Origin of the sequence: Buchnera aphidicola (Phyllaphis fagi) (assembly GCF_964058955.1) — a bacterium.
Lineage (GTDB): Bacteria > Pseudomonadota > Gammaproteobacteria > Enterobacterales > Enterobacteriaceae > Buchnera_L > Buchnera_L aphidicola_AI.
Window position 1 is genome coordinate 107,558 of the sequence record NZ_OZ060370.1, and the last position, 24,252, is coordinate 131,809.

At 23.3% G+C, this 24,252-nt stretch carries 19 protein-coding genes; 16 read left to right on the plus strand and 3 right to left on the minus strand.

What is annotated here, in order from left to right; translation table 11 throughout:
- Nucleotides 1–78: 78 nt before the first annotated feature.
- Nucleotides 79–2,889: an isoleucine--tRNA ligase gene (gene ileS / locus AB4W56_RS00510; protein ID WP_367675894.1), complete on the minus strand. Its 2,811-nt coding sequence runs from the start codon at nt 2,887–2,889 to the stop codon at nt 79–81.
- Nucleotides 2,890–3,246: 357 nt separating this feature from the next.
- Here ileS and rpsT point away from each other — a divergent pair, with 357 nt between their 5' ends.
- Complete coding sequence (gene rpsT / locus AB4W56_RS00515) at nt 3,247–3,510, plus strand: 30S ribosomal protein S20 (RefSeq protein ID WP_367675895.1); 264 nt, start codon at nt 3,247–3,249, stop codon at nt 3,508–3,510.
- An 82-nt stretch (nt 3,511–3,592) separates the two neighbouring features.
- Here the strand turns inward: rpsT and dnaJ are convergent, their stop codons facing one another.
- Nucleotides 3,593–4,732 carry a molecular chaperone DnaJ gene (dnaJ, locus tag AB4W56_RS00520; RefSeq protein ID WP_367675896.1) on the minus strand — a complete coding sequence of 380 codons (1,140 nt, stop codon included), beginning with the start codon at nt 4,730–4,732 and terminating at the stop codon, nt 3,593–3,595.
- 102 nt (nt 4,733–4,834) lie between these two features.
- The gene (gene dnaK / locus AB4W56_RS00525; RefSeq protein WP_367675897.1) at nt 4,835–6,751 is read right to left on the minus strand and encodes a molecular chaperone DnaK; all 1,917 of its coding nucleotides are present in this window, start codon (nt 6,749–6,751) and stop codon (nt 4,835–4,837) included.
- A gap of 308 nt (nt 6,752–7,059) precedes the next feature.
- Here dnaK and ndhC point away from each other — a divergent pair, with 308 nt between their 5' ends.
- From ndhC to folC, 15 genes are all read left to right on the plus strand, one after another.
- Complete coding sequence (gene ndhC / locus AB4W56_RS00530) at nt 7,060–7,410, plus strand: NADH-quinone oxidoreductase subunit A (protein WP_367675971.1); 351 nt, start codon at nt 7,060–7,062, stop codon at nt 7,408–7,410.
- A 53-nt stretch (nt 7,411–7,463) separates the two neighbouring features.
- Nucleotides 7,464–8,138: an NADH-quinone oxidoreductase subunit B family protein gene (locus AB4W56_RS00535; RefSeq protein WP_367675898.1), complete on the plus strand. Its 675-nt coding sequence runs from the start codon at nt 7,464–7,466 to the stop codon at nt 8,136–8,138.
- 43 nt (nt 8,139–8,181) lie between these two features.
- Nucleotides 8,182–9,924, plus strand: a complete 1,743-nt coding sequence (nuoC, locus tag AB4W56_RS00540; protein WP_367675899.1) for an NADH-quinone oxidoreductase subunit C/D — start codon at nt 8,182–8,184, stop codon at nt 9,922–9,924.
- Between the two features lie 25 nt (nt 9,925–9,949).
- Nucleotides 9,950–10,429, plus strand: a complete 480-nt coding sequence (nuoE, locus tag AB4W56_RS00545) for an NADH-quinone oxidoreductase subunit NuoE (RefSeq protein WP_367675900.1) — start codon at nt 9,950–9,952, stop codon at nt 10,427–10,429.
- On the plus strand, nt 10,426–11,769 hold the full coding sequence (gene nuoF, locus AB4W56_RS00550) for an NADH-quinone oxidoreductase subunit NuoF (RefSeq protein WP_367675901.1): 1,344 nt from the start codon (nt 10,426–10,428) through the stop codon (nt 11,767–11,769). Before nuoE ends, nuoF begins: the two co-directional genes overlap by 4 nt.
- Nucleotides 11,770–11,845: 76 nt before the next feature.
- Nucleotides 11,846–14,563 (plus strand): NADH-quinone oxidoreductase subunit NuoG, encoded by a 2,718-nt coding sequence (gene nuoG / locus AB4W56_RS00555; RefSeq protein WP_367675902.1) that lies wholly within the window; start codon nt 11,846–11,848, stop codon nt 14,561–14,563.
- 7 nt (nt 14,564–14,570) lie between these two features.
- Nucleotides 14,571–15,545 (plus strand): NADH-quinone oxidoreductase subunit NuoH, encoded by a 975-nt coding sequence (gene nuoH, locus AB4W56_RS00560; protein WP_367675903.1) that lies wholly within the window; start codon nt 14,571–14,573, stop codon nt 15,543–15,545.
- 6 nt (nt 15,546–15,551) lie between these two features.
- Entirely contained in the window at nt 15,552–16,094 is a 543-nt protein-coding gene (gene nuoI / locus AB4W56_RS00565) for an NADH-quinone oxidoreductase subunit NuoI (RefSeq protein WP_367675904.1), read from the plus strand.
- 12 nt (nt 16,095–16,106) lie between these two features.
- A complete protein-coding gene (locus AB4W56_RS00570; protein ID WP_367675905.1) occupies nt 16,107–16,628 on the plus strand; it encodes an NADH-quinone oxidoreductase subunit J in 522 nt (173 codons plus the stop codon).
- A 4-nt stretch (nt 16,629–16,632) separates the two neighbouring features.
- Nucleotides 16,633–16,938 (plus strand): NADH-quinone oxidoreductase subunit NuoK, encoded by a 306-nt coding sequence (gene nuoK, locus AB4W56_RS00575; protein WP_367675906.1) that lies wholly within the window; start codon nt 16,633–16,635, stop codon nt 16,936–16,938.
- On the plus strand, nt 16,935–18,767 hold the full coding sequence (locus AB4W56_RS00580) for an NADH-quinone oxidoreductase subunit L (protein ID WP_367675907.1): 1,833 nt from the start codon (nt 16,935–16,937) through the stop codon (nt 18,765–18,767). The genes nuoK and AB4W56_RS00580 overlap by 4 nt, the downstream gene beginning before the upstream one ends.
- Nucleotides 18,768–18,880: 113 nt before the next feature.
- Entirely contained in the window at nt 18,881–20,353 is a 1,473-nt protein-coding gene (locus AB4W56_RS00585) for a NuoM family protein (RefSeq protein ID WP_367675908.1), read from the plus strand.
- 48 nt (nt 20,354–20,401) lie between these two features.
- Nucleotides 20,402–21,859 (plus strand): NADH-quinone oxidoreductase subunit N, encoded by a 1,458-nt coding sequence (locus AB4W56_RS00590; RefSeq protein ID WP_367675909.1) that lies wholly within the window; start codon nt 20,402–20,404, stop codon nt 21,857–21,859.
- 67 nt (nt 21,860–21,926) lie between these two features.
- A complete protein-coding gene (locus AB4W56_RS00595) occupies nt 21,927–22,883 on the plus strand; it encodes a TerC family protein (RefSeq protein WP_367675910.1) in 957 nt (318 codons plus the stop codon).
- 36 nt (nt 22,884–22,919) lie between these two features.
- Nucleotides 22,920–24,215: a bifunctional tetrahydrofolate synthase/dihydrofolate synthase gene (gene folC / locus AB4W56_RS00600; RefSeq protein WP_367675911.1), complete on the plus strand. Its 1,296-nt coding sequence runs from the start codon at nt 22,920–22,922 to the stop codon at nt 24,213–24,215.
- Nucleotides 24,216–24,252: the final 37 nt, after the last annotated feature.

Consider the following 24,252-nt stretch of genomic DNA (forward strand, 5'->3'; position numbering starts at 1 on the left):
AGTTGATAAGAAATTAAATAATATATTATTTATAGATAAAATATATATTAAATTTTTAATATATTATATAAAAATATTTTATACGAATTTACGTTTTTCTCCATCTCCATAAATATTTTGATTACATCTATTACATATATTTTTATCTTTATTATAAATTTTAATTTTATTAAAGTAATTCCAACATCTAGGGCACTTAATACCTAAATATTTTTTTATTTTTATTTTAAAATGTTTTATATTATTATTACAATCTAAGTTAGGTGATATATGTGCATAATGTTTTAGTGTTACTTTAGAAACTAAGAACATAAATTTTAATTCATTTTTTAAGATTTTTAAAATATTATATAATTCATTATTTACATATAATATAATTGAGGTTTCTAATGAATTCTTTATTGTTTGGTTTTTTCTTTTTTTTTCTATTATTTTATTAACTTCTGATTTAATAATAAATAATTTTAACCATTTTTCGTTATCAATAATTTTATGATCTGATGAAAAAAATGATAAATTAAACCATTCTTCAGTAAATATAAATTTATTATTTGTTTCAGGTAAGTAGTTCCATATTTCATCGGCTGTAAATGATAATATTGGTGTAATCCATCGTACCATAGATTGTATTATATAATACATAGCGGTTTGACAACTTCTTCGTAAAAGGCTATTTTTTTTTGATGTATATTGTCTATCTTTAATAATATCAAGATAAAATGATCCTAATTCTATAGAACAAAATTTAACTATTTTTTGTACTACTTCATGAAATTTATAATTGTTATATAATTTAATAATTTCTTCTTGAATTAATTTGGTGTGACCAATAATCCATTGATCTAAAATAATCATATCTGAAAAATTAATTTTATGTATTTTTGGTTGAAAATCATAAATATTGGCTAATAGAAACCTACTAGTATTACGGATTTTCCTATAATTATCAGATATTTGATATAATGTATTTTTTGATATAATAATATCATTTGTATAATTTGTTGAAGCTACCCATAATCGTAATATATCTGCACCAAAAGATTGTATAATTTCGTCAGGAGTAATAATATTACCAATAGATTTAGACATTTTTTGTCCAGTTTTGTCTATTGCAAAACCATGTGTTAATACTTCTTGATATGGTATTGATTGATTTATCGCTTGAGATATTATCAAGGATGACATAAACCAACCTCTATATTGATCGGATCCTTCTAAATACATATTAATAATATTTTTTTGTTGTTTTAAATTATATATTTTTAAAGTATGTGTACATCCTGATTCAAACCATACATCTAATACATCATTAGATTTATCGTATTCTTGATAATTGTTTTTTATAATATCTTCTTTTTTTATATCCCACCATATTTCTGATCCTTTTAAATGAATCATTTTTAATATTTTTTTTATTATTTTGTCAGTATCAGGGTGTAATATTCCTGTTTTTTTATGTGTAAATACTGTTATTGGAATACCCCATGTTCTTTGTCTGGATATACACCAATCTGGTCTATTTATTAACATATTATTCATTAAATTATGACCCCACTTGGGAATCCATTTTACTGTATTGATTGCATCTATTGATTTTTTTTTTAATTGACTCTTTTCAATATTAATAAACCATTGTGAAGTTGTTCGAAAGATAATAGGTGTTTTATGTCTCCAACAATGTGGATAAGAATGTATTAATTGATTTTTATGAAGTAACAATTTTTGGTTTTTAATTAAATTAATAATGATATTATTGCTTTTAAAAATATTTTTTCCATTAATATCGGGATGTATATTATCTATATAATTACCATTAGCATTGATAATATTAGTAATATTTATTTTATATTTTTTACTTACAATATAGTCATCTTGTCCATAGTCTGGTGCTATATGAACTGCTCCAGTACCTGATTCTAAATTAACATGATGAGATAATATGATTGGTGCTTGAAAGTTTAAAAAAGGATGTATAAATTTAATAAATTCTAAATTTTTTCCAAATATTGTATTAATAACGATCCATGTTTTTATATTAAGTTGATCCATAATTTTTTGAACTAATTTTTTTGCTATAATTACATAATGTTTTTGAAATTGTATTAATTGATATTTAAATTCAGGATGTACTGCAATAGCTCGATTAGCAGGAATAGTCCATGGTGTTGTTGTCCAAACTAATATGTATATATTAGGTATTTTATGTGGTAAAAACATTTTTTGTAAAATATTTTGTTTTACTAATTGGAACATAATAATTATAGATGTGGAAGTTTTATCATAATATTCAACTTCTGCTTCAGCTAAAGCAGATTGACAGTTTAAACACCAGTGTACTGGTTTAAAACCTTTATATAAATATTTATTTTTAATAATTTTACTAAGATTTTTAATAACATTTGCTTCAGCGTGAGGGTTCATAGTTAATTCAGAGTTATTCCAATCTCCAAATATACCTAGTCTAATAAAATCTTTTTTTTGTTTTTCAACCTGTTTAATTGCATAATTTCGGCATAGATTTCGAAATTTTTTTTTTGTTATATTTTTATCGGCTTTTCCAAATTTTTGTTCAATTTTATGTTCAATAGGTAATCCATGGCAATCCCAAAAAGGAGTATATGGAGCATTAAAACCACATAAAGTTTTTGATTTAATAATGATATCTTTTAAAATTTTATTAATAGCATGACCAATATGAATGTTACCATTAGCATATGGAGGTCCATCATGAAGTAAAAAAATTTTTTTTTCTTTTTTATAATTTCTAATAATTTGATAAATATTATATTTATTCCATTTTTTAAGAATATTAGGTTCTTGAATTGTTAAATTACCTTTCATTGGAAAATTAGTTTTTGGTAAATTTAACGTATTTTTATAATGGTTCATTTGATCCTTATAATTTATGTAAAGCACAATATAAATTTTAAAAATTTTTAAATTTTTAAAAATTTAATTATTAATATAAAATTTTTTATTTTTAATGATTAATATTTTTATGTATAATATTCCAATTATTTTATATAAAATATGTATTTTAATATTTTATGTTATAAATTATCTAAATAAAATTGAATATTATTAATTTCGCATATATTATATTTTTGGTATTATATTACTAAATATAATTTTTAATTTTTTATATTGTAATATTAATAATAAATAAATGTATTTTTTAAAATAATTTGTTATAATTATTTTTATAATGTATATTCAATAATATTATAATATTATAAGGTATAATCAATGGCTAATCTTAAATCATCTCAAAAAGATACTTTAAAATCTCAAAGAAAACGATGTCATAATACTAGTCGTAAGTCTATGTTACGTACTTTTTTAAAAAAAGTTGTGTTAGCTATTAGTGTAAATAATAAAGACCTTGCTAAAAAAGAATTTTATAAAGTACAACCTATTTTAGATAGATTAGCAATAAAAAAAGTAATACATAAAAATAAAGCAGCAAGGTATAAATCACGGTTATGTTTAAAAATTAATAATTTATCTTAAACATATAATATAAAATTATATATTTATATACAGTACTGCTTCATATTATTACTATGTGTCATGAAGCAATACTATGAATATATTATTTGGTTAAATCATCAAAAAATTTTTTAACACCATCAAAAAATCTTTTTGATTGAGGATTATTAGTTTCTTGGTTATTTTGATTTAAACTATTTCCAAGTTTTTTTAATAAATTTTTTTGTTTTTCATTGAGTTTAACTGGTGTTTCTACTACAACTCGACATAATAAATCTCCTATTTTTCTTGTACGAACAGAATTTATTCCTCTACCTCGGATACGAAATAGTTTTCCTGATTGTGTTTCTGATGGTATTTTAATTTTTATTTTTCCATTTAGTGTAGGAACTTCTAGGGTACCCCCTAAAGCTGCCATACAAAAATTAATTGGCACTTCACAATATAAATTATTGTCTTTTCTTTCAAAAATAGGGTGTTTTTTTATTGTAATTTGAATATAAAGATCTCCAGGTGCAGCTCCGTTTTTTCCTGATTCTCCTTCATTATTTAATTTAATTCTATCATTATTATCAATACCAGGTGGAATTTTAACTAGTATTTTTTTTGTAAATTCAATTTGTCCAGTACCTTTACAACTAAAACATGGATTAGTAATGATTTTTCCTTTTCCATGGCAATTAGAACATGTTTGTTGGACTGAAAAAAAACCTTGTCTCATATGTATTTGACCGCTTCCTTGGCAAGTATGACAAGTTTTTAATTTTTTTCCTAAATTAGATCCACTTCCATAACATGCATGACATGTTTTTAAGGCAGGTATTGATATTTCTTTATTTATTCCTTGTACTGCTTCTTCTAGATTTAATTCCATATTATATTGAAGATCTGATCCTTGTTGTGTTGAAGAAGTTCTACTTTTTCCAAATATATCTCCAAAAACATCGCCAAAGATGTCACTAAAATCTGAACTATTATTAGTAAAATGGCTTTCAAATGAATTATCAGTATTACCTTGTTCAAAAGCAGCATGTCCATATTGATCATATGCTGATCTTTTTTGAGGATTAATTAAAACTTCATATGCTTCTTTAATTATTTTGAATTTTTTTTCTGAATTTTTATTACCTTGATTTCGATCAGGATGATATTTCATCGCTAATTTTTTATAAGATTTTTTTATTTCACGATCACTTGCTGATTTGGATATTCCTAATGTTTGATAGTAATCTTTCTTTATCATTCTATTTTCCTAACGTAATATGATTAAACGGGTATAAAAAAATATCATATTTACACCCGTGTTAGTAGTTATATAAAGAATATTTTATTTGTTATAATAGTTTTATTTTTTTGGTTCTTTAACTTCTTCAAATTCTGCATCAATAACATTATCATCTTTTTTAATAGAAGAAGAATTATCTGTATTATTTTCTTGTTGTTTTGTTTGATTTTTAGATACATCAGTGAATTTAGAGGATTTTTGTATTAATGATTGTATTTTATTTTCTATATCAGATTTGTTTTCTTTTTTTAAAGCGTCGTCTAATTCATTAACTGTTTTTTGAATATCGTTATAATCTTGAGGGTTTAGTTTATCTTTTAATTCTGATAGTTGTTTTTTGGTACTATGTGAAATTTGATCACCTTGATTTTTTATTTGAATTAGTTCTTCAAATTGTCGGTCAGATTCGGAATTCTTTTCTGCGTCAGAAATCATTTTTTTAATTTCATCTTCATGTAATCCAGAAGATGATTGAATAGTAATTTTTTGTTCTTTCCCTGTTTTTTTGTCTTTTGCGGAAACATGTAATATTCCATCAGCATCAATATCAAATGTTACTTCAATTTGAGGAATACCTCGAGGAGCGGGTTGAATACCATCTAAATTGAATTGTCCTAAAGATTTATTATCTATTGATCGTTTTCTTTCACCTTGTAAAATATGTATAGTAACTGCTGATTGATTATCTTCAGCCGTTGAGAATATTTGACTATGTTTAGTTGGAATAGTGGTATTTTTATTAATCAAAGTAGTCATAATACCCCCCATTGTTTCAATTCCTAATGATAGTGGCGTGACATCTAATAATAATACATCTTTTACATCTCCGGATAAAACTCCTCCTTGTACTGCAGCACCTACAGCAACAGCTTCATCTGGATTAACATCTTTTCTTGGTTCTTTACCAAAAAATTCTGCTACTTTAGATTGTACTAAAGGCATTCTAGTTTGTCCACCTACTAAAATAACATCATGAATATCAGAGATAGATAAATTAGCATCTTGTAAAGCAGTTTTTAAGGGTATAATAGATTTAGATATTAAATCTTCTACTAAAGATTCTAATTTAGATCGAGTAACTTTAATTGTTAAATGTTTTGGTCCATTAGAGTCAGCCGTAATATAAGGTAAATTAATATCACTTTGTTGTGTGGACGATAATTCTATTTTTGTTTTTTCTGCTGCTTCTTTTAATCGTTGCATAGCTAATGAATCATTACGTAAATCAATACCTTGTTCTTTTTTAAATTCTGATACTAGATAATTAATTAAACGACTATCAAAATCTTCTCCGCCTAAATGAGTATCTCCATTTGTTGCAAGTACTTCAAAAGTTTTTTCTTTATCTACATTATCTATTTCAATAATAGAAATATCAAATGTTCCTCCACCCAAATCATATACTGCAATTATTTTATTACCTTGACTTTTATCTAATCCATAAGCTAAAGCTGCTGCAGTTGGTTCATTAATAATACGTTTTACTTCTAAACCTGCGATTTTCCCAGCATCTTTTGTTGCTTGTCTTTGTGCATCATTAAAATAAGCTGGTACAGTAATTACAGCTTGTGTTACTATTTCTCCTAAATAATCTTCTGCTGTTTTTTTCATTTTTTTAAGTACTTCAGCAGAAATTTGAGGTGGTGCTATGTGTTTATCTGTAATATTAATCCAAGCATCTCCGTTTTTAGAATTAATAATTTGATATGGCATAATTTTAATATCTCTTTGTACTTCTTCATCTTGAAATTTTCTACCAATTAATCTTTTAATAGCAAATAGTGTATTTTTTGGATTGGTAATTGCTTGTCTCTTAGCTGGTTGACCTACAAGAATTTCGCCATCTTTAGTATATGCGATAATAGACGGAGTAGTTCGATCACCTTCAGAATTTTCTAAAACTTTGGGTTGTTTCCCATCCATTATAGCAACGCATGAATTAGTAGTACCTAAATCTATACCAATAATTTTACTCATTAATGTACCTCTGATATTTAATATTTTACTTATATAAATTAATTAAATTTTAAAAATTAATTAATAATATTTTAATTAAATGGGGTCTTTTATAACTTCATCAAGGGTGGGTAAAAAATATTTTACATAATATAAATATCGGTATTTATGTATATTGAAAGTATTTTATATTACGATTTATATATAATTTTTACATATTTATATAAATTTATATAAAATAATTTGTATTATTTTTAATTTATTTTATTATTATATAATAATAAAATTATGGAGAATATACATTGTTTTCTCAATATTATAGTTTTTTAATGTTTATTATTTTTTCATTTAGTATATGTAGTATTATGTTATTAGGTGGTTATTTATTAGGAAGTCGTTCTGTATCTAGAAATAAACACACACCATTTGAATCTGGAGTTATTCCTTTTGGTGATACTAATTTACGCTTTTCAATTAAATTTTATTTAGTAGCTGTATTTTTTGTTATTTTTGATGTTGAAGTGTTATATTTATATGCATGGGTAATAAATATTAAAAATATTGGTTGGATAGGATTTGGAGAGGTATTAATTTTTATTTTTATGTTGTTATTATCTTTAATGTATTTAATTGTAAATCAAGCTTTAAATTGGTCTCCAAAATGGTATATTAATCGGTAATTAAATTATTAATATTTTTGTTGTACAATTTTTATAATTTAAAAAGGGAAAAAATGAAATATACTTTAACTCGAATTGATTTTTCAGATAATCAAAAAAAATATCCTAAATATATAAAAAAACATGTTAAAGATCCTTTAGATTTAAAAATTAATAAAAATATATTTACTGGAAAATTAACTTTATTATTACATAAATTAGTTAATTGGAGTCGAAAAAATTCTTTATGGCCTTATAACTTTGGATTATCATGTTGTTATGTAGAAATGGTAACATCTTTTACTGCAGTACATGATATTTCTAGATTTGGATCTGAAGTTCTTCGGTCATCTCCGCGTCAATCAGATGTTATGATTATATCTGGAACTCCATTTATTAAGATGGTTCCGATAATACAGAGATTATATGATCAAATGTTAGAACCGAAATGGGTAATTTCTATGGGATCTTGTGCTAATTCAGGTGGTATGTATGATATTTATTCTGTTGTTCAGGGAGTTGATAAATTTTTACCGGTAGATATTTATATTCCAGGGTGTCCTCCTAGACCTGAAGCTTATATACAAGCATTAATATTACTTCAGAAATCTATTGAAAAGGAACGTCGTCCATTATCATGGATTGTAGGTGAGCAAGGAGTATATCGGGCTCAAATGAAATCTCAAAAGCAAGTAAAATATGAAATACGATCTAAAATAAATAATTTACATACTCCTGATAATATTTAAATATGTTATTAATATAATATTTTATTAAATAATTTGAGTTTTTATGCCAAATTTAATTTTTCATAAATTATGCAATAATTTTAAAAATTATTCATTCATCCAACAGAATACTTGTATTGAATGTCCAGTAATTTGGGTAGATCGTAATATATTATTAGAAGTGATGTGTTTTTTAAAGAGTACTCCTAGATTATATAATATGTTATTTGATTTACATGGTATAGATGAACGTTTAAGATTACATACTAAAAATTTGCCTAAATCAGATTTTTCAATTTTTTATCATCTTCTTTCGATAGAAAAAAACAATGATATTATTATTAAAATTGCTTTATTAGAACATGATTTATGTGTTCCAACAGTAACTAAGATTTTTCCAAATGCTAATTGGTATGAACGAGAAACTTGGGAAATGTTTGGTATTATGTTTACTGATCATCCCAATTTAACTCGTATTATTATGCCTAAGACATGGGTTGGACATCCTTTAAGAAAAGATTATCCTGCTCGAGCTACTGAATGTAATCCTTTTTTTTTAAATCAAGAAAAAGAAGATTTAGAAATGAATGCATTAGCGTTTAATCCTCTTGAATGGGGTATGAAAACAAAAAATAAGAATTCAGATTTTATGTTTTTGAATTTAGGACCGAATCATCCTTCAGCTCATGGTGCATTTAGAATGATTTTACAATTAGATGGGGAAGAGATAATAGATTGTGTTCCAGATATTGGATATCATCATCGTGGAGCAGAAAAGATGGCTGAACGTCAATCTTGGCATAGTTATATTCCATATACTGACCGTATTGAGTATCTTGGGGGTTGTGTTAATGAAATGCCATATATATTAGCAATAGAAAAATTAGCTAATATTTCTGTTCCTAGTAAAGTTCAAGTAATTCGAGTGATGTTATCTGAATTATTTCGAATTAATAGTCATTTATTATATATTTCTACTTTTATTCAAGATGTAGGTGCTATGACACCTGTATTTTTAGCTTTTACTGATCGTCAAAAAATTTATGATTTAATTGAATCAATTACTGGAGCTCGAATGCATCCTGCTTGGTTTAGAATTGGAGGGGTTGCAAATGATTTGCCTAATGGGTGGAATAAATTGTTATTAGAATTTTTACAATGGATGCCTAAAAGATTACAGTCTTATATTCAAGTAGCATTAAAAAATAGTATTTTAATTAGTCGATCAAAAGGTGTTGCATGTTACAATAAAACAGAAGCATTATCTTGGGGTGTGACAGGAGCTGGATTACGCGCCACTGGGATTGATTTTGATGTTCGCAAAAAACGTCCATATTCAGGATATGAAAATTTTGACTTTTCTGTACCTATTGGTAATGGAATTAGTGATTGCTATTCTAGAGTATTATTAAAAACTGAGGAAATAAAACAGAGTCTAATTATTCTTGAACAGTGTTTAAATAATATGCCTGATGGACCTTTTAAAGCTGATCATCCATTAACGACACCTCCCGCAAAAGAACTGACGTTACAACATATTGAAACAATGATTACACATTTTCTTCAAGTTTCTTGGGGTCCAATTATGCCAGTAAATGAAAGTTTTCAAATGATTGAAGCAACTAAAGGAATAAATAGTTATTATTTGATTAGTGATGGTAACACTATGAGTTATAGAACTCGAATTAGAACACCTAGTTTCCCACATTTACAACAAATACCTTCTGTAATTAGGGGTAGTTTAATATCAGATTTAATTGTATATTTAGGTAGTATTGATTTTGTTATGTCAGATGTAGATCGTTAGATTATTCATAATAGAAATGTAAATTATGTCAAATAAAAATAAATTAAGTAAACTAGAGTTATTGAAAATAACAGAAGAAATAGAAAATTATGAAAATCCTAAATCGGTATTTATTGAAGCTTTAAAAATTGTTCAAAATACTAGGGGATGGATTTCTGATAGAATGATTCAAGAAATAGCAAAGGTATTATATATTTCACCAAGTAATTTAGAGGAGGTAGCTACTTTTTATAGTCAAATATATCGTTGTCCTGTAGGACGTAATATTATCCGATATTGTGATAGTGTTGTATGTTATATGATGGGTTATAAAAAAATTAGAAATCAATTGCAAGATATTTTAAAAATTTGTCCAGGTCAAACTACTATTGATAATCGATTTACTTTATTACCTATTTCATGTTTAGGTGGTTGTGATAAAGCTCCTGTAATCATGATTAATGATAATACTTATTTCAATATAAATGTTGACTGTATATCTATTTTGTTAGAGAAATATAAATGAAAAAAATATTTAAAACATCTGAAACTCATCCTTTAACTTGGTGGTTGAATGATCAAGAAAAAACAGTTGATATCATAGAGTATTGTAAAAAAAATGGATATTCTGCTTTAAAAATGGTTTTAAAAAATATAGATAGACAAGAAATTATTAATATTATTACATGTTCAGGATTAAAAGGAAGAGGTGGTGCAGGTTTTCTTACTGGTATTAAATGGAGTTTAATGCCTAAAAAAGAAAAATTCATTCCACGTTATTTATTATGTAATGCTGATGAAATGGAACCAGGAACATATAAAGATAGATTTTTATTAGAAAAAATACCTCATCAATTACTTGAAGGAATTATTATTGCAAGTTTTACATTAGAAGTTTCAAAAGCATATATTTTTTTACGAGGAGAATATAAAATTGCAGAAAAAATATTAAGACAATCAATTAATGAAGCAAAAAATTTTGGATATTTAGGTAATAATATTTTAGGTAGTAATTTTAATCTTGATATTATTATTCATACTGGAGCTGGAAGATACATTTGTGGAGAAGAAACTGCTTTAATTAATTCTTTAGAAGGGCATAGAGCTAATCCAAGAATAAAACCTCCATTTCCTGCTTTAATTGGATTATGGGGTAAACCTACATGTATTAATAATGTTGAAACATTATCTAATGTTCCGTCTATTATTTTAAATGGAGTAAATTGGTATAAAAGTTTATCTAATAGTAACGATCAAGGTACTAAATTAATGGGATTTTCAGGTTCAGTTAACAATCCTGGATTATGGGAATTACCTTTTGGAATATCTGCTAGAGAAATTTTAGAAGATTATGCTGGAGGTATGAAAAAAGGGTTATCATTAAAAGCTTGGCAACCAGGAGGTGCAGGAACAGATTTTTTGGATAATCAGTGTATTGATGTAAAAATGGATTTTGAAAATATTTCTAAAGCAGGTAGTAGATTAGGTACTGGTATTGCAATGGCAGTCGATCATACTGTTAGTATAGTATCATTAGTATATAATTTAGAAGAATTTTTTTCTCGTGAATCATGTGGTTTTTGTACACCATGTCGAGATGGATTACCTTGGATTGTAAAAATTTTACAGTCTATTAAAAATAAAAATGGACGAAAAGGTGACGTTGAAATACTAGAAGATTTATGTATTCAGTTAGGTCCCGGAAAAACTGTTTGTGCGCATGCTCCTGGAGCTGTAGAACCTTTACAAAGTGCTATAAAATTATTTAGATCTGAATTTGAGAAAGGGATAGATTTAAAAAAAACAGGAGATATTTCAGAAAACATTTTAGGTATTCAATCAAATTTATTTAAACTTAATTTTTAATATTTTTATAATGTAGTTAAATTTTTAAAATATAATAGCTTAATATATTATATATTGTTTTTTGGAGTATCAAATTATGGCTATAATATATATTGATAGCAATAAATATCATGTAGATTCATCTCAAAATGTATTACAAGCATGTTTATCGTTAAATATAGATATACCTTATTTTTGTTGGCATCCAGCATTAGGTAGTGTTGGATCATGTCGTTTATGTACTGTAAGGCAATATAATAATTTTCATGATCATACAGGTAAAATAGTTATGTCATGTATGTTACCTGTATTAAATAATACAATAATTTCTACTATTGATGTAGAAGTTCAAAAACATCAGAAAGGTATTATTGAATTATTAATGACAAATCATCCTCATGATTGTCCAATATGTGAGGAAGGTGGAAGTTGTCATTTACAAGATATGACAATTATGACAAAACATAACTTTCGTCGTTATCGATTTCCTAAACGTACACATCGAAATCAATATTTAGGAAGTTTTATATCACATCAAATGAATCGTTGTATTAGTTGTTATCGTTGTGTAAGATATTATAAAGATTATGCGGATGGTACTGATTTTGGAGCATATGGTATTAGTAATAATGTTTATTTTGGACGTTTTCAAGATGGATCATTAGAAAGTGAATATTCAGGTAATTTAGTTGAAGTATGTCCAACAGGAGTATTTACAGATAAAGTATATTCTAAAAATTATAATCGAAAATGGGATTTACAATATTCTCCTAGTATATGTCAACATTGTAGTGTTGGTTGTAATATAATGATTGGAGAAAGATATGGGAAATTAAATAAAATAGAAAATCGATATCATCATGATATTAATCGTTATTTTTTATGTGATCTAGGTCGTTTTGGACATAGTTATGTAAATCTAAATAATCGATATAAACAACCTTTTATGAATGATGATAATGGTAGAAAATTTTTAAAAAAAAATAATATTATTAAATTAGCATCAAATATATTAAAAACTTCTAATCGAGTGATTGGTATTGGATCTATTAGATCTAGTATAGAAAATAATTTTTCTTTAAAAAAATTAGTTGGAGAAAAAAATTTTTCTAGTGGTATGTCTAATATTGATCACAATTGTGTAAAATTAATTATAGATATTTTAAAAAATAGTGGAATTTATATTCCTACATTACAAGAAATAGAAGCATATGATATTATTTTAATTATAGGTGAAGATATAACACAAACCGCTGCAATGGTCGCGTTATCTGTTCGACAAGCATCAAAAAGAAATAGTCGAATTAATAATGTACATTATAGAAATACTCCGAAATGGCATAGTGCTGCTATGTTAAATATTTCTGATAGTAATAAAAAATGTGTATATATTTTACATACTCATGAAACAAAATTAGATGATATTTCTCAATTTAATTATTATGGTTCTATTCAGGAACAAGAAATATTAGCCCTTGCTATTTCAGATAAAATTAATAATATTAAACAAAATTTTAATGATTTTACTGTATCCCTGGAAAAAACAGTTTCTATTATTGTGAATGCATTAATGTCTGGTAAAAAACCATTAATTATTTCTGGTTCTCATTCTGGTAGTTTAAGTTTAATTCAATCATCGGTGAATATAGCTAAAGGATTACAAAATATACATAAAAATGTTGGATTAGTTTTATTAACTCCATCAGTTAATAGTATTGGAGTTGGGTTATTATCTCATATGTCTATAGAAGTTGCGTTAAATAAATGTATTAATAAAAAAGTCGATACATTAATTGTTTTAGAAAATAATTTATACCGTAATATATCTCCAGAGATAATAGATGCTGTTTTAGAAAAAGTAAAAAATATTATAGTTTTCGATCATCAAAGAAGTAAAATAATAAATAAAAGTACTTTATTTTTTCCATTATCTAATTTTTCTGAAAGTTCAGGTACTGTTATTAATTATGAAGGTAGGGCACAAAGGTTTTTCTCTACTTTTAATCCTATTATATATGATAATTCATCATTTATTTTAGAAGGGTGGAAGTGGTTATATAAAATTTATTTTCAAACGCATAATATTCAAGTTTCTAATTCTATTCATTTAGATACTGTTATTCAAGAATATACAAAAGATATTGATATTTTTAAAAAAATAAAAGATCTGGCTCCAAATTCAGATTTTAGAATTTATGGACAGAAGATTGCTAGGTTTCCTCATAGAGCTAGTAGTAGAACGGCTATTAATACTAATAAAAATATACATGAACCAAAGCAAAAAAGTGATAATGATACTATGTTTTCTTTTTCTATGGAAGGTAATCAAAATTCAGAAAAATATTCTAAATATATTCCTTTTATTTGGTCTCCTGGTTGGAATTCAACACAATTATGGAATAAGTATGAATTGAATAAATTAAATTTTAATTCTGGAATTCGATTATTTCCATTACATAATCAAGATTCTAAATATTTTTTAAATCAAACATTTAATAATTTTATTATAAATATAAAAAAAAAATGGTGTATTATTCCTTATTATTTATTATTTGGAAGTGAAGAAATGAGTTATCAATCTCCTGAAATAAATAAAAAATGTAATAAAATTTATGCTTTAATTAGTATATATCATAAAAAAGAATTGAATCAAAAAAAACGAATTGAATTTTTTTATTCAGGAAAATCATTTCAATATTTTATTAAATTTTCTGAAAAATTAAAAAATTATCATATAGGATTACCTATAGGTATGCCTGGTTTACCTCGTTCCTTAATAGGTCAAAGAATTAAGAAAATAAGAGGTATAATATAAATTACATATGATACTTTCATTAATAAATGTTATTCAAATTATCCATTGTTATATTTCAATAATAATTAATGTATTTTTTATTGTATTATTTGGTGCTATGTTGAGTTTTTTTGAGCGTCGATTATTAGGATTGTTTCAAAATAGATATGGACCTAATCGAGTTGGTTATTTTGGATTATTACAATTGTTTGCTGATATGGTGAAAATTTTATTTAAAGAAGATTGGGTTCCATCTTTTAGTAGATCTTTTATTTTTAATATAGCTCCGATTATTTCATTTATTGCATTATTACTAGTTATAGCTATTATTCCTATTAATAGTCATATTTTTATTATTAATTTAAATATAGGTATTCTTTTTTTTTTAATGATGGCTTCTTTTTCAATATATTCAATTTTATTTGCTGGTTGGTCCAGTAATAATAAATACGCTTTATTAGGTGCAATACGATCAGTGGCACAAACGTTAAGTTATGAAGTATTTTTAGGATTATCAATATTGGGTGTTGTAGCTAAATCTGAGTCTTTTAATTTAATTGATATTGTTAATTCTCAAAGTATTACTTGGAATATTATTCCTCAATTTTTTGGATTTTTAACTTTTTTAATTTCTGGTTTAGCTTTATGTCATCGTCATCCTTTTGATCAACCAGAAGCTGAACAAGAATTAGCTGATGGATATCATATTGAATATTCTGGTATGAAGTTTGGTTTATTTTTTATTGGTCAATATATTTCTATTATTACTGTATCTTCTTTAATTACAATATTATTTTTAGGTGGATGGAGTGGTCCATTTGTAGTTAATGGTATGTGGTTTTTTTTTAAAACTTTTTTATGCATATTTTTTTTTATATTAATTAGAGCTTCTATTCCTAGACCTAGGTACGATCAAATATTATATTTTGGATGGAAAATTTGTCTTCCAATTACATTGTTAAATTTAATTATTACTGCTTTTATATTATTATATATAGGTTAAAAGTTTATGTATTTAAAAAATATTATTTTAGGGTTTTTTACACAAATTAGAAGTATTTTATTAACCGCTCGACATATGTTTGAAAAACGTGAAACCCGTTTATATCCAGATAAACCTATTTATCTTGCTCCGCGATATCGTGGTAGAGTTGTATTAACAAAAAATAAAAATGGTGAAGAACGTTGTGTAGCATGTAATTTATGTTCTGTTGTGTGTCCTGTAGGTTGTATATCATTACAAAAATCTCAAACAAAATCAGGTCGTTGGTTTGCAAAATTTTTTAGAATTAATTTTTCACGTTGTATTTTTTGTGGATTATGTGAAGAAGCATGTCCAACTTCTGCAATTCAATTAATACCAGATTTTGAATTAAGTGATTTTAAAAGAAAAAATTTAGTTTTTGAAAAACGTGATTTATTAATTTCTGGTCCAGGTAAATATCCAGATTATGATTTTTATAAAAAATCTGGTGTATTTACTAAGAAAAAAGAAAAAAAAGATAATAAAATTAATGTTACACCTATTAATATTAAAGATTTATTACCTTAGGAATAATGTATAATGGAATTAGTTTTTTATTTTTTTTTATTTTTAACTTTAATATTTACTATTTTATGTGTTTTTCAAAAGAATGTAATATATTCTTTATTTTATCTTTCTGCATCTATATTATCTACATCTTCTATATTTTTTTTATTAGGATCATATTTTATAGGATCACTACAGATTATAATTTATGCTGGAGCTATTATAGTATTATTTGTTTTTTCAATTATGATGTTTAACTTAGATGAACAAATTAAAAAAAAAAAAAATAACTTTTTATATTGGGTTTATCCAATAATTTTATTTTGTATTTTTTTATTATTAATTTGGAAAAAGTTATTATATTTTAAAAATAAATATATTATTCGATCAGAAATAAATTTAAAAGTGTTAGGAATTAATTTATTTGGACCATATATTTTCGTTGTTGAATTTTCTTCAATATTATTACTATCTGCTTTAATAATAGTGTTAATTATTACAAATGATCAAAAAATAAAAAAAATATCTTTATTAAAAAATAAAAATAAGGATTAGTAATATGATCTCTTTATTTTACGCTTTATTATTCTCTTCTATATTATTTCTAATAGGTTTAATATCATTAATAATTTTTAGAAATTTATTATTTATGTTTATTAGTTTAGAAATTATGATGAATGCTATTTCTTTAGCTTTTGTATTTACAAGTAGTTATTGGCATCAAGTGGATGGACAAATAATGTATATTTTGTCTATTACTTTATCTGCTATAGAAGCTAGCATTAGTTTATCGTTATTATTGCAATGCTATCGGAGAAATAATAATACTTTAAATATTGATGAATTAAGTGAGATACATGAATGAATAGTATGTATTTAATAATTACATTTCCGTTAATTAGTTTTTTAGTTTTATCTTTTTTTAAAAGATTTTTATCACGAAAATTTACAATAGTAATAGGTGTGGGTTCAATATTTTTATCTATGTTAACAATTTTTTTAACATGGATTATATTTTCAATAAATGGATACTATGTTTTTTCTCATGAGTTATGGGTGTGGTGGTATTTAAAAAATTTTAAAGTTAGTGTTTGTTTATTATTAGATATGTTATCTTTATCTTTTGTTGTTATGATTATTTGTATTTCATTTTTAATTTATATATTTTCTATTTGGTATATGAAGTATAAAGAAGGCAATAATAGATTTTTTGCTCTTATGAATTTATTTGTAGCAAATATGTTATTATTAGTATTAGCAAATAATTTTATTTTAATGTATGTTGGGTGGGAAGGTGTTAGTATTTGTTCATATTTATTGATTAATTTTTATTATTTTAAAAAAAAAGTCGGATTTGCTGCAATTAAGTCTCTTATTATGACAAGAATAGGTGATTTATTTCTTATTCTTGCTATATTAATGATATATTTTTATTATGAAACTTTAAATTTTTATGAAATACAATTTTTGATTAAAATTGGATTAATAAAATATACATCGATTTTAAATTGGATTACTTTCTTATTATTACTTGGTGCTGCTGGGAAATCAGCCCAAATTCCTTTACACACTTGGTTACCTGAAGCTATGGTTGGTCCTACTCCTGTTTCAGCTTTAATTCATGCAGCAACTATGGTAACTTCTGGAATATACTTAATAGCAAGAAATCATGATTTATTTATTTTGACGCCTAGTATTTTATATTTAGTAGGTGTATTAGGTGTATCAACATTATTATTATCTAGTTTTTCTGCTTTAGTTCAGAAAGATATTAAAAAAATATTAGCATATTCTACTATGAGTCAGATTGGATATATGTTTTTAGGATTAAGTGTTGGTGCTTGGAGTGCTTCTGTTATACATTTGATAACTCATGCTATTTTTAAAGCTTTATTATTTTTATCTGCTGGTTCTTTAATTATAACATGTAATTATAAACAAAATATTTTTAAAATGGGAAATCAATTAAGAAAAAAATTATCTTTTTTATATTTTTGTTTTTTAATTGGAGGGGCTTCTTTATCAGCATTTCCTATATTTACTTCGGGATTTTATAGTAAAGGTAATATTTTGTTTCATATGCTTTCATATCATTTTAATATATTTTTTATATTATCTCTTTTATCTTCTTTTTTAACTAGTATATATGTTTTTCGTTTTATTTTTATAATTTTTTATACAAAATCAAATACTTCCAAAATAATTAAACCAACAGGATTAATACATTTTTTTCCATTAACTATATTAATGTTATTTTCTACATGTTTTGAAGTTTGTATTATACCTAATTTATCAAGTATATTTCCAGAGATTATGCCTACTTATCTAGATAAGGTATATTTAGAATATTTTTCAAGTTTAGTTATTATTTTAGGGGTTGGGGTATCTTATTATTTTTATATTTTAAATACTAATATAACAAAAAAAATATTGAAAAATAAATATTTGTTTTTTATTTTTAAACTTTTGTTTAATGGTTTAAGAATTTTTGATATGTATAAAATATTGTTTATTCAACCATATCTTAAAATGATTCAATTTTTACGTTTTAATTATTTTAATATGATTTTCAAAATAATATTATTAATATTTAAAAAAATTAATATATGTTTATTATATGTTGAAAATCAGTCGCTAAATGGGTATATTTTTTTAATGATTATTGGGTTAATTTCCATTATGATATATATTTAAATAATATATAATAAATCAAAAGTTTTAATAAATTATATTATGCATAATAATTATTTTAGTTTTTATATATTAATAATTCAAAATCAATACAATATACAATAGGATTTTATTACATGTTACTTTCTGTATTAATTATTATTCCATTTTTAGGTAGTTTATTATGTTGGTTATCAGATTATATAAATATTAAAATATCTCGTTGGATTGCATTAATAACTACTGTAATATTATTTATTTTTTCTATTTTTTTATGGTTGAAATATTTTTATTTCAATCATTTTATATTATTACATACACACTGGAATGAAGAATTTATAATATCTTGGATACCAAGATTTGGAATAAAATTTCATCTTGCAATAGATGGATTATCGATATTAATGGTTGTTTTATCAACTTTTTTAGGTATGATATCTGTGTTATGTTCTTGGGATGAAGTGAAAAAATATCAAGGTTTTTTTTATTTTAATTTATTATGGATTATTCTCGGAACTATTGGTGCTTTATTAAGTATTGATCTTTTTTTATTTTTTTGTTTTTGGGAAATAATGTTTATTCCAATTTATTTTTTAATTATTTTTTGGGGTAATAATAAGTATAGTCAAGAAAATCGCATTATAGTTGCTAATAAATTTTTAATTTATACTCAAATATCTAGTATAATTATGTTATTTTCAATTTTATTATTGTCTTTTACTTATTATAATTATACTCATATATGGACATTTGATTATAATAAATTAATTAAAATTCATATAAATCCTGTATTAGAATTTTTAATTATGTTAGGTTTTTTTATTGCTTTTGCGGTAAAGATGCCAATTGTTCCATTACATGGTTGGTTACCAGATGTTCATAAATATTCTCCTATTTCTAGTTCTGTAGATTTATCTGGAATGTTAGTAAAAGTAGGTGCTTATGGATTATTAAGATTTAATATTAGTATATTTAAAGATTCTTCGTTTCAATTTGCATATTATGCTATATTATTAGGTATTATTACAATCTTTTATGGATCATGGATGGCTTATGCAGAAAAGAATATAAAAAAAATAATCTCATATAGTTCTATTTCTCATATGGGATTTATATTAATTGCTATATATTCTCAAAATACTATTGCATATAAAGGAGCTATTGTACAAATGATTTTTAGTGGATTATCAACATCAGCTTTATTTATTTTATTTAGTCAAATTTATATTCGTATTAAAACAAATAATATTTTAAAAATGGGAGGATTATCATCATGTATAAATTGGATACCAGGATTTGTTTTATTTTTTATTTTTTCTAATTTAAGTATTCCTGGAACAGCAAATTTTATTGGTGAAATAATGATGTTGATAGGAATTTTTAATACTTTCCCTAAAACAGCTTGTTTATTAATTTTTGGATTATTATTTTCTTTGATTTATTCATTAAATATTATGCATAAAGTTTTTTATGGACCGTTAATAAATACTAATTATAAAATGTGTTCACAAATTAATTATTATGAATTTTGGACAATAATGTTTTTAGTTATAAGCATTATATTATTTGGATTATTTCCAAAAAATATTTTAAATACTATTCATTTTTAATAGAATAATATTATTTTTTTTAAACTAAATTTTAGGGTTTTTATTAATATGTTTATACCTATTGAACAAATCATTGTATTAATTCCATTTTTAGTTTTAATAATCAGTATATCTATTATTATGCTATCTATTATTTTATATAGAAGTCATGTTTTTGTTTTTTTATGTACTTTTTTAAGTTTTATTATATCATTATTATCATTACTAATAATATATAAAATTATTCCAATTTATATAACATCATTAATATATATAAATTTTTATTCTATTGTATATATTGCAATGTTGTTATTTTCTGGATTATGCATTAGTATATTATCTTTCTTTTGTTTACATAATATGATTGCATATAAAGAAGAATTTTATTTATTAATTCTTGCGTCTATTTTAGGTGGAATATTATTAATTTCATCAAATCATATGATTTCTTTTTTTATTGGAATAGAATTAATGTCATTACCTATTATAGGTTTAATAAAATATTCTTATAATCAAAAAAAATCTTTAATTATTGCATTAAAATATATAATATTATCCAGTATGTTTTCAATTCTTATGTTGTTTGGAGTAGTTTTAGTATATTCTGTATGTGGAAATTTAAATTTTAATAATATCAAAATTTCTTTTTTAATAAATCATGATAAAAACAATCAAATTTTATTATTTGGATTAGGTATATTATTAATATCATTATTTTTTAAATTATCTATTTTCCCATTTCATTTTTTAATTCCTGAAATGTATAAAAATATTTCTCCATTAATTTTAATTTATTTTACTACAATAATTAAGGTAGCAGTTTTTAGTATATTAATTAAATTGTTTTTTTATTTTCCTTATAATCATTCTCAAGTATTATATTTAATTATAAAATATATTTCAGTATTTTCAATATTTTTTGGTAGTATGTATGCTGTATTTCAAAAAAATATTACAAAATTAATTGGATATTCTTCTATTGCACATATGGGTTTTGTAATAATAACATTATTACTTGTAGAACAATATAGTATAGCTAATGAATCAGCCATAATATATTTAATTAATTATTTACTTTCTAATATAGGTATGTTAAGTATATTAAGTATTGCAAATAATTTATATAATTTAAAAAATAATAATTCTTTTTACTATCAAGGTTTTTTTTGGAAAAAACCAATATTAACAATTGAAATGACTATTTTAATATTATCCATTTTAGGGATACCTTTAACTTTAGGATTTATTTCAAAATTTTATATTATTTTTTTATCAATATATAAAAATTATTGGTTAATAAATATGGTTATATTAATTAATTCTGGGTTAGGTATATATTATTATTTAAAAATTATATTAAATTTTTATTCTTGCAGTAACAAATGTGATTTAAATCATCATATTAGTTTTAATTTATATAAAAATTTAGAAATGTTTATATTTTTAATTATTATAACAATAATATTATTAGGTATATTTCCTCAAGCATTAATTAATATTATACATATTAATAATCAATTAATATAAAATAATTTTTAAATACTTTAAAACTATTATTAATTCTTATAATTTACTTTAATGGAAGGTGTATATTTTGGATTCTACTAATTCTATTATTCTTTACTTAGGTTTTTTTAGTATTATTATAGTTTCTATATATATTAATATTTTTTTAAAAAAAAAATATTTATTTAAATATAGTTTATTACAACAGTCTTATTGTTTTTTTATTTTTTGGTTTTTAGTAACTTGTTGTTTTTCTTTATTTTTTTGGATATATTGTAAATTTTATATTAGTACTACTGTAGCTAATTCTAATTTCATATCTTTTTGGTTAGGATATTGTGTTGAACAATCATTTTCAATAGATAATATTTTTGTATGGTTTTTATTATTTCGGTATTTTGATATTCCTATTCAATTACAAAAAACAGTTTTATCATTTGGCATATTAGGTGCTTTTATATTACGAGGAAGTTTAATTTTAATTGGATATTGTTTTTTTTCACATTGGGGATGGATAATCTTTTTATTTAGTATAATTTTATTATTTACTGGAATTGAAATGTTTTTCCTTAATGCAAATGATAATCAGGGTATTAAAAAAAATATAATTTTAAGATATATAACGATTTTTTTAAGAATTACTCCACAATTAGAAGGAGAAAAATTTTTTGTTTATCGAGAGAATTTATTATATGTTACTCCTTTATTAATTACTTTAATAATGATTGAATTAAGTGATATTGTATTTTCTATAGATAGTATTCCTGCTATTTTTTCTATAATTCAAGATCCTTTTATTATTATAACATCAAATTTTTTTTCAATTTTAGGATTACGTTCTATTTATTTTATAATTATTCATATAATCAATAAATTTTATTATATACAATCATTAATATCATTAATGATGATTCTTATTTCTATAAAAATGATAGTAAATAATTTTTTATATATTTGGGGTAGTTTTTTTGCTATTTTTTTTAGCATAATTTTATTATTGTTTTTAATCTATAATTTTATTGTAAAATATAATTTATTTAGATAATACTTTTTAGTATCATTAAATGAGATTACTATTTTTATGAATATAAAAAAATATAATCAGAATACGTCATTATCTATATGGTTATCATACATTGAAACAATATATCCTGTATGCAATCATTTTTCAATGTGTCGTATTACTAAAGTAGCAAAAAAATTAGGTGTACTTAATTTTTCATCTTTTTTATTTACAGTATCAGGAACTAATGGAAAAAGTAGTACTTGTTATATGTTAGAAAAAATTTTATTAAACTCAGGATATACAGTAGGATTATATACTTCTCCTCATTTAATAAATTATTATGAACGTATTCGAATAAATGGAAATTATGTAAAAGATGATATTATACATACTACTATATTTCATGCTATAGAATTAGCACGTAAAAATACTTTATTAACTTTTTTTGAATTTGTTACCTTATCTGCTTTATTAATATTTAAACAACAAAATTTAGATATAATTATTTTAGAAGTAGGTATTGGAGGTAGGTTGGATGCTACTAATATTTTAGATCCTAGTGTAGCTATTATTACAAATGTAGAATTAGATCATATGCATTTATTAGGGTATGATAGAAATAGTATTGGTTTAGAAAAAGCTGGTATTTTTAGAAAAAATATTAATGCAATTATAGGAACTTATAATATTCCAAAAACAATATATCAAATATCAGATCGTTTAGGTACTCAATTAAATAGATTATTATATGAATGGAATTGGATAAAAATATCTGATAATTGGCATTTTTATGATAGATATGGAGGATTATATCAATTACCAATTCCAAAAGTTTCATTATCCAGTACTGCTATTGCAGTATCTGCTTTAAGAGTATCGAAGTTTATTATACATGAGAAAGTATTGAAAACATCTATAAAAAAAGTTTTTTTACCTGGTCGTTTTCAAACAATTTTAACAAATCCTCATGTAATTGTAGATGTTGCACATAATCCTCATGCTGCTATTTTTTTATATAAACAATTAAAACAGTTAATATTATTAAAGAATAATCAGAATTTTAAAATATACAGTATTATAGGTATGGTATCTGATAAAGATGTTAAAAATACAATTTATCCTTTATTAGATATTATTGATTATTGGTTTTATGTTCCATTACAAACGAAAAGAAGTGTTAATATACATATTTTAAAATCTTACTTACCTCATACAGCAATATTATGTCGTAATGTTCAGCATGCTTTTCAAAAAATAATGAAAACTGTTAAATTAGTAGATATCATTTTAATATTTGGTTCATTTTTTTTAGTTTCAGAAACGATTTTGTTTATTAAAAATCAAAATAATATCAAAAATATTATATTATAAAATTGTAATATTTAGAATTATAAATATTGCAATAATT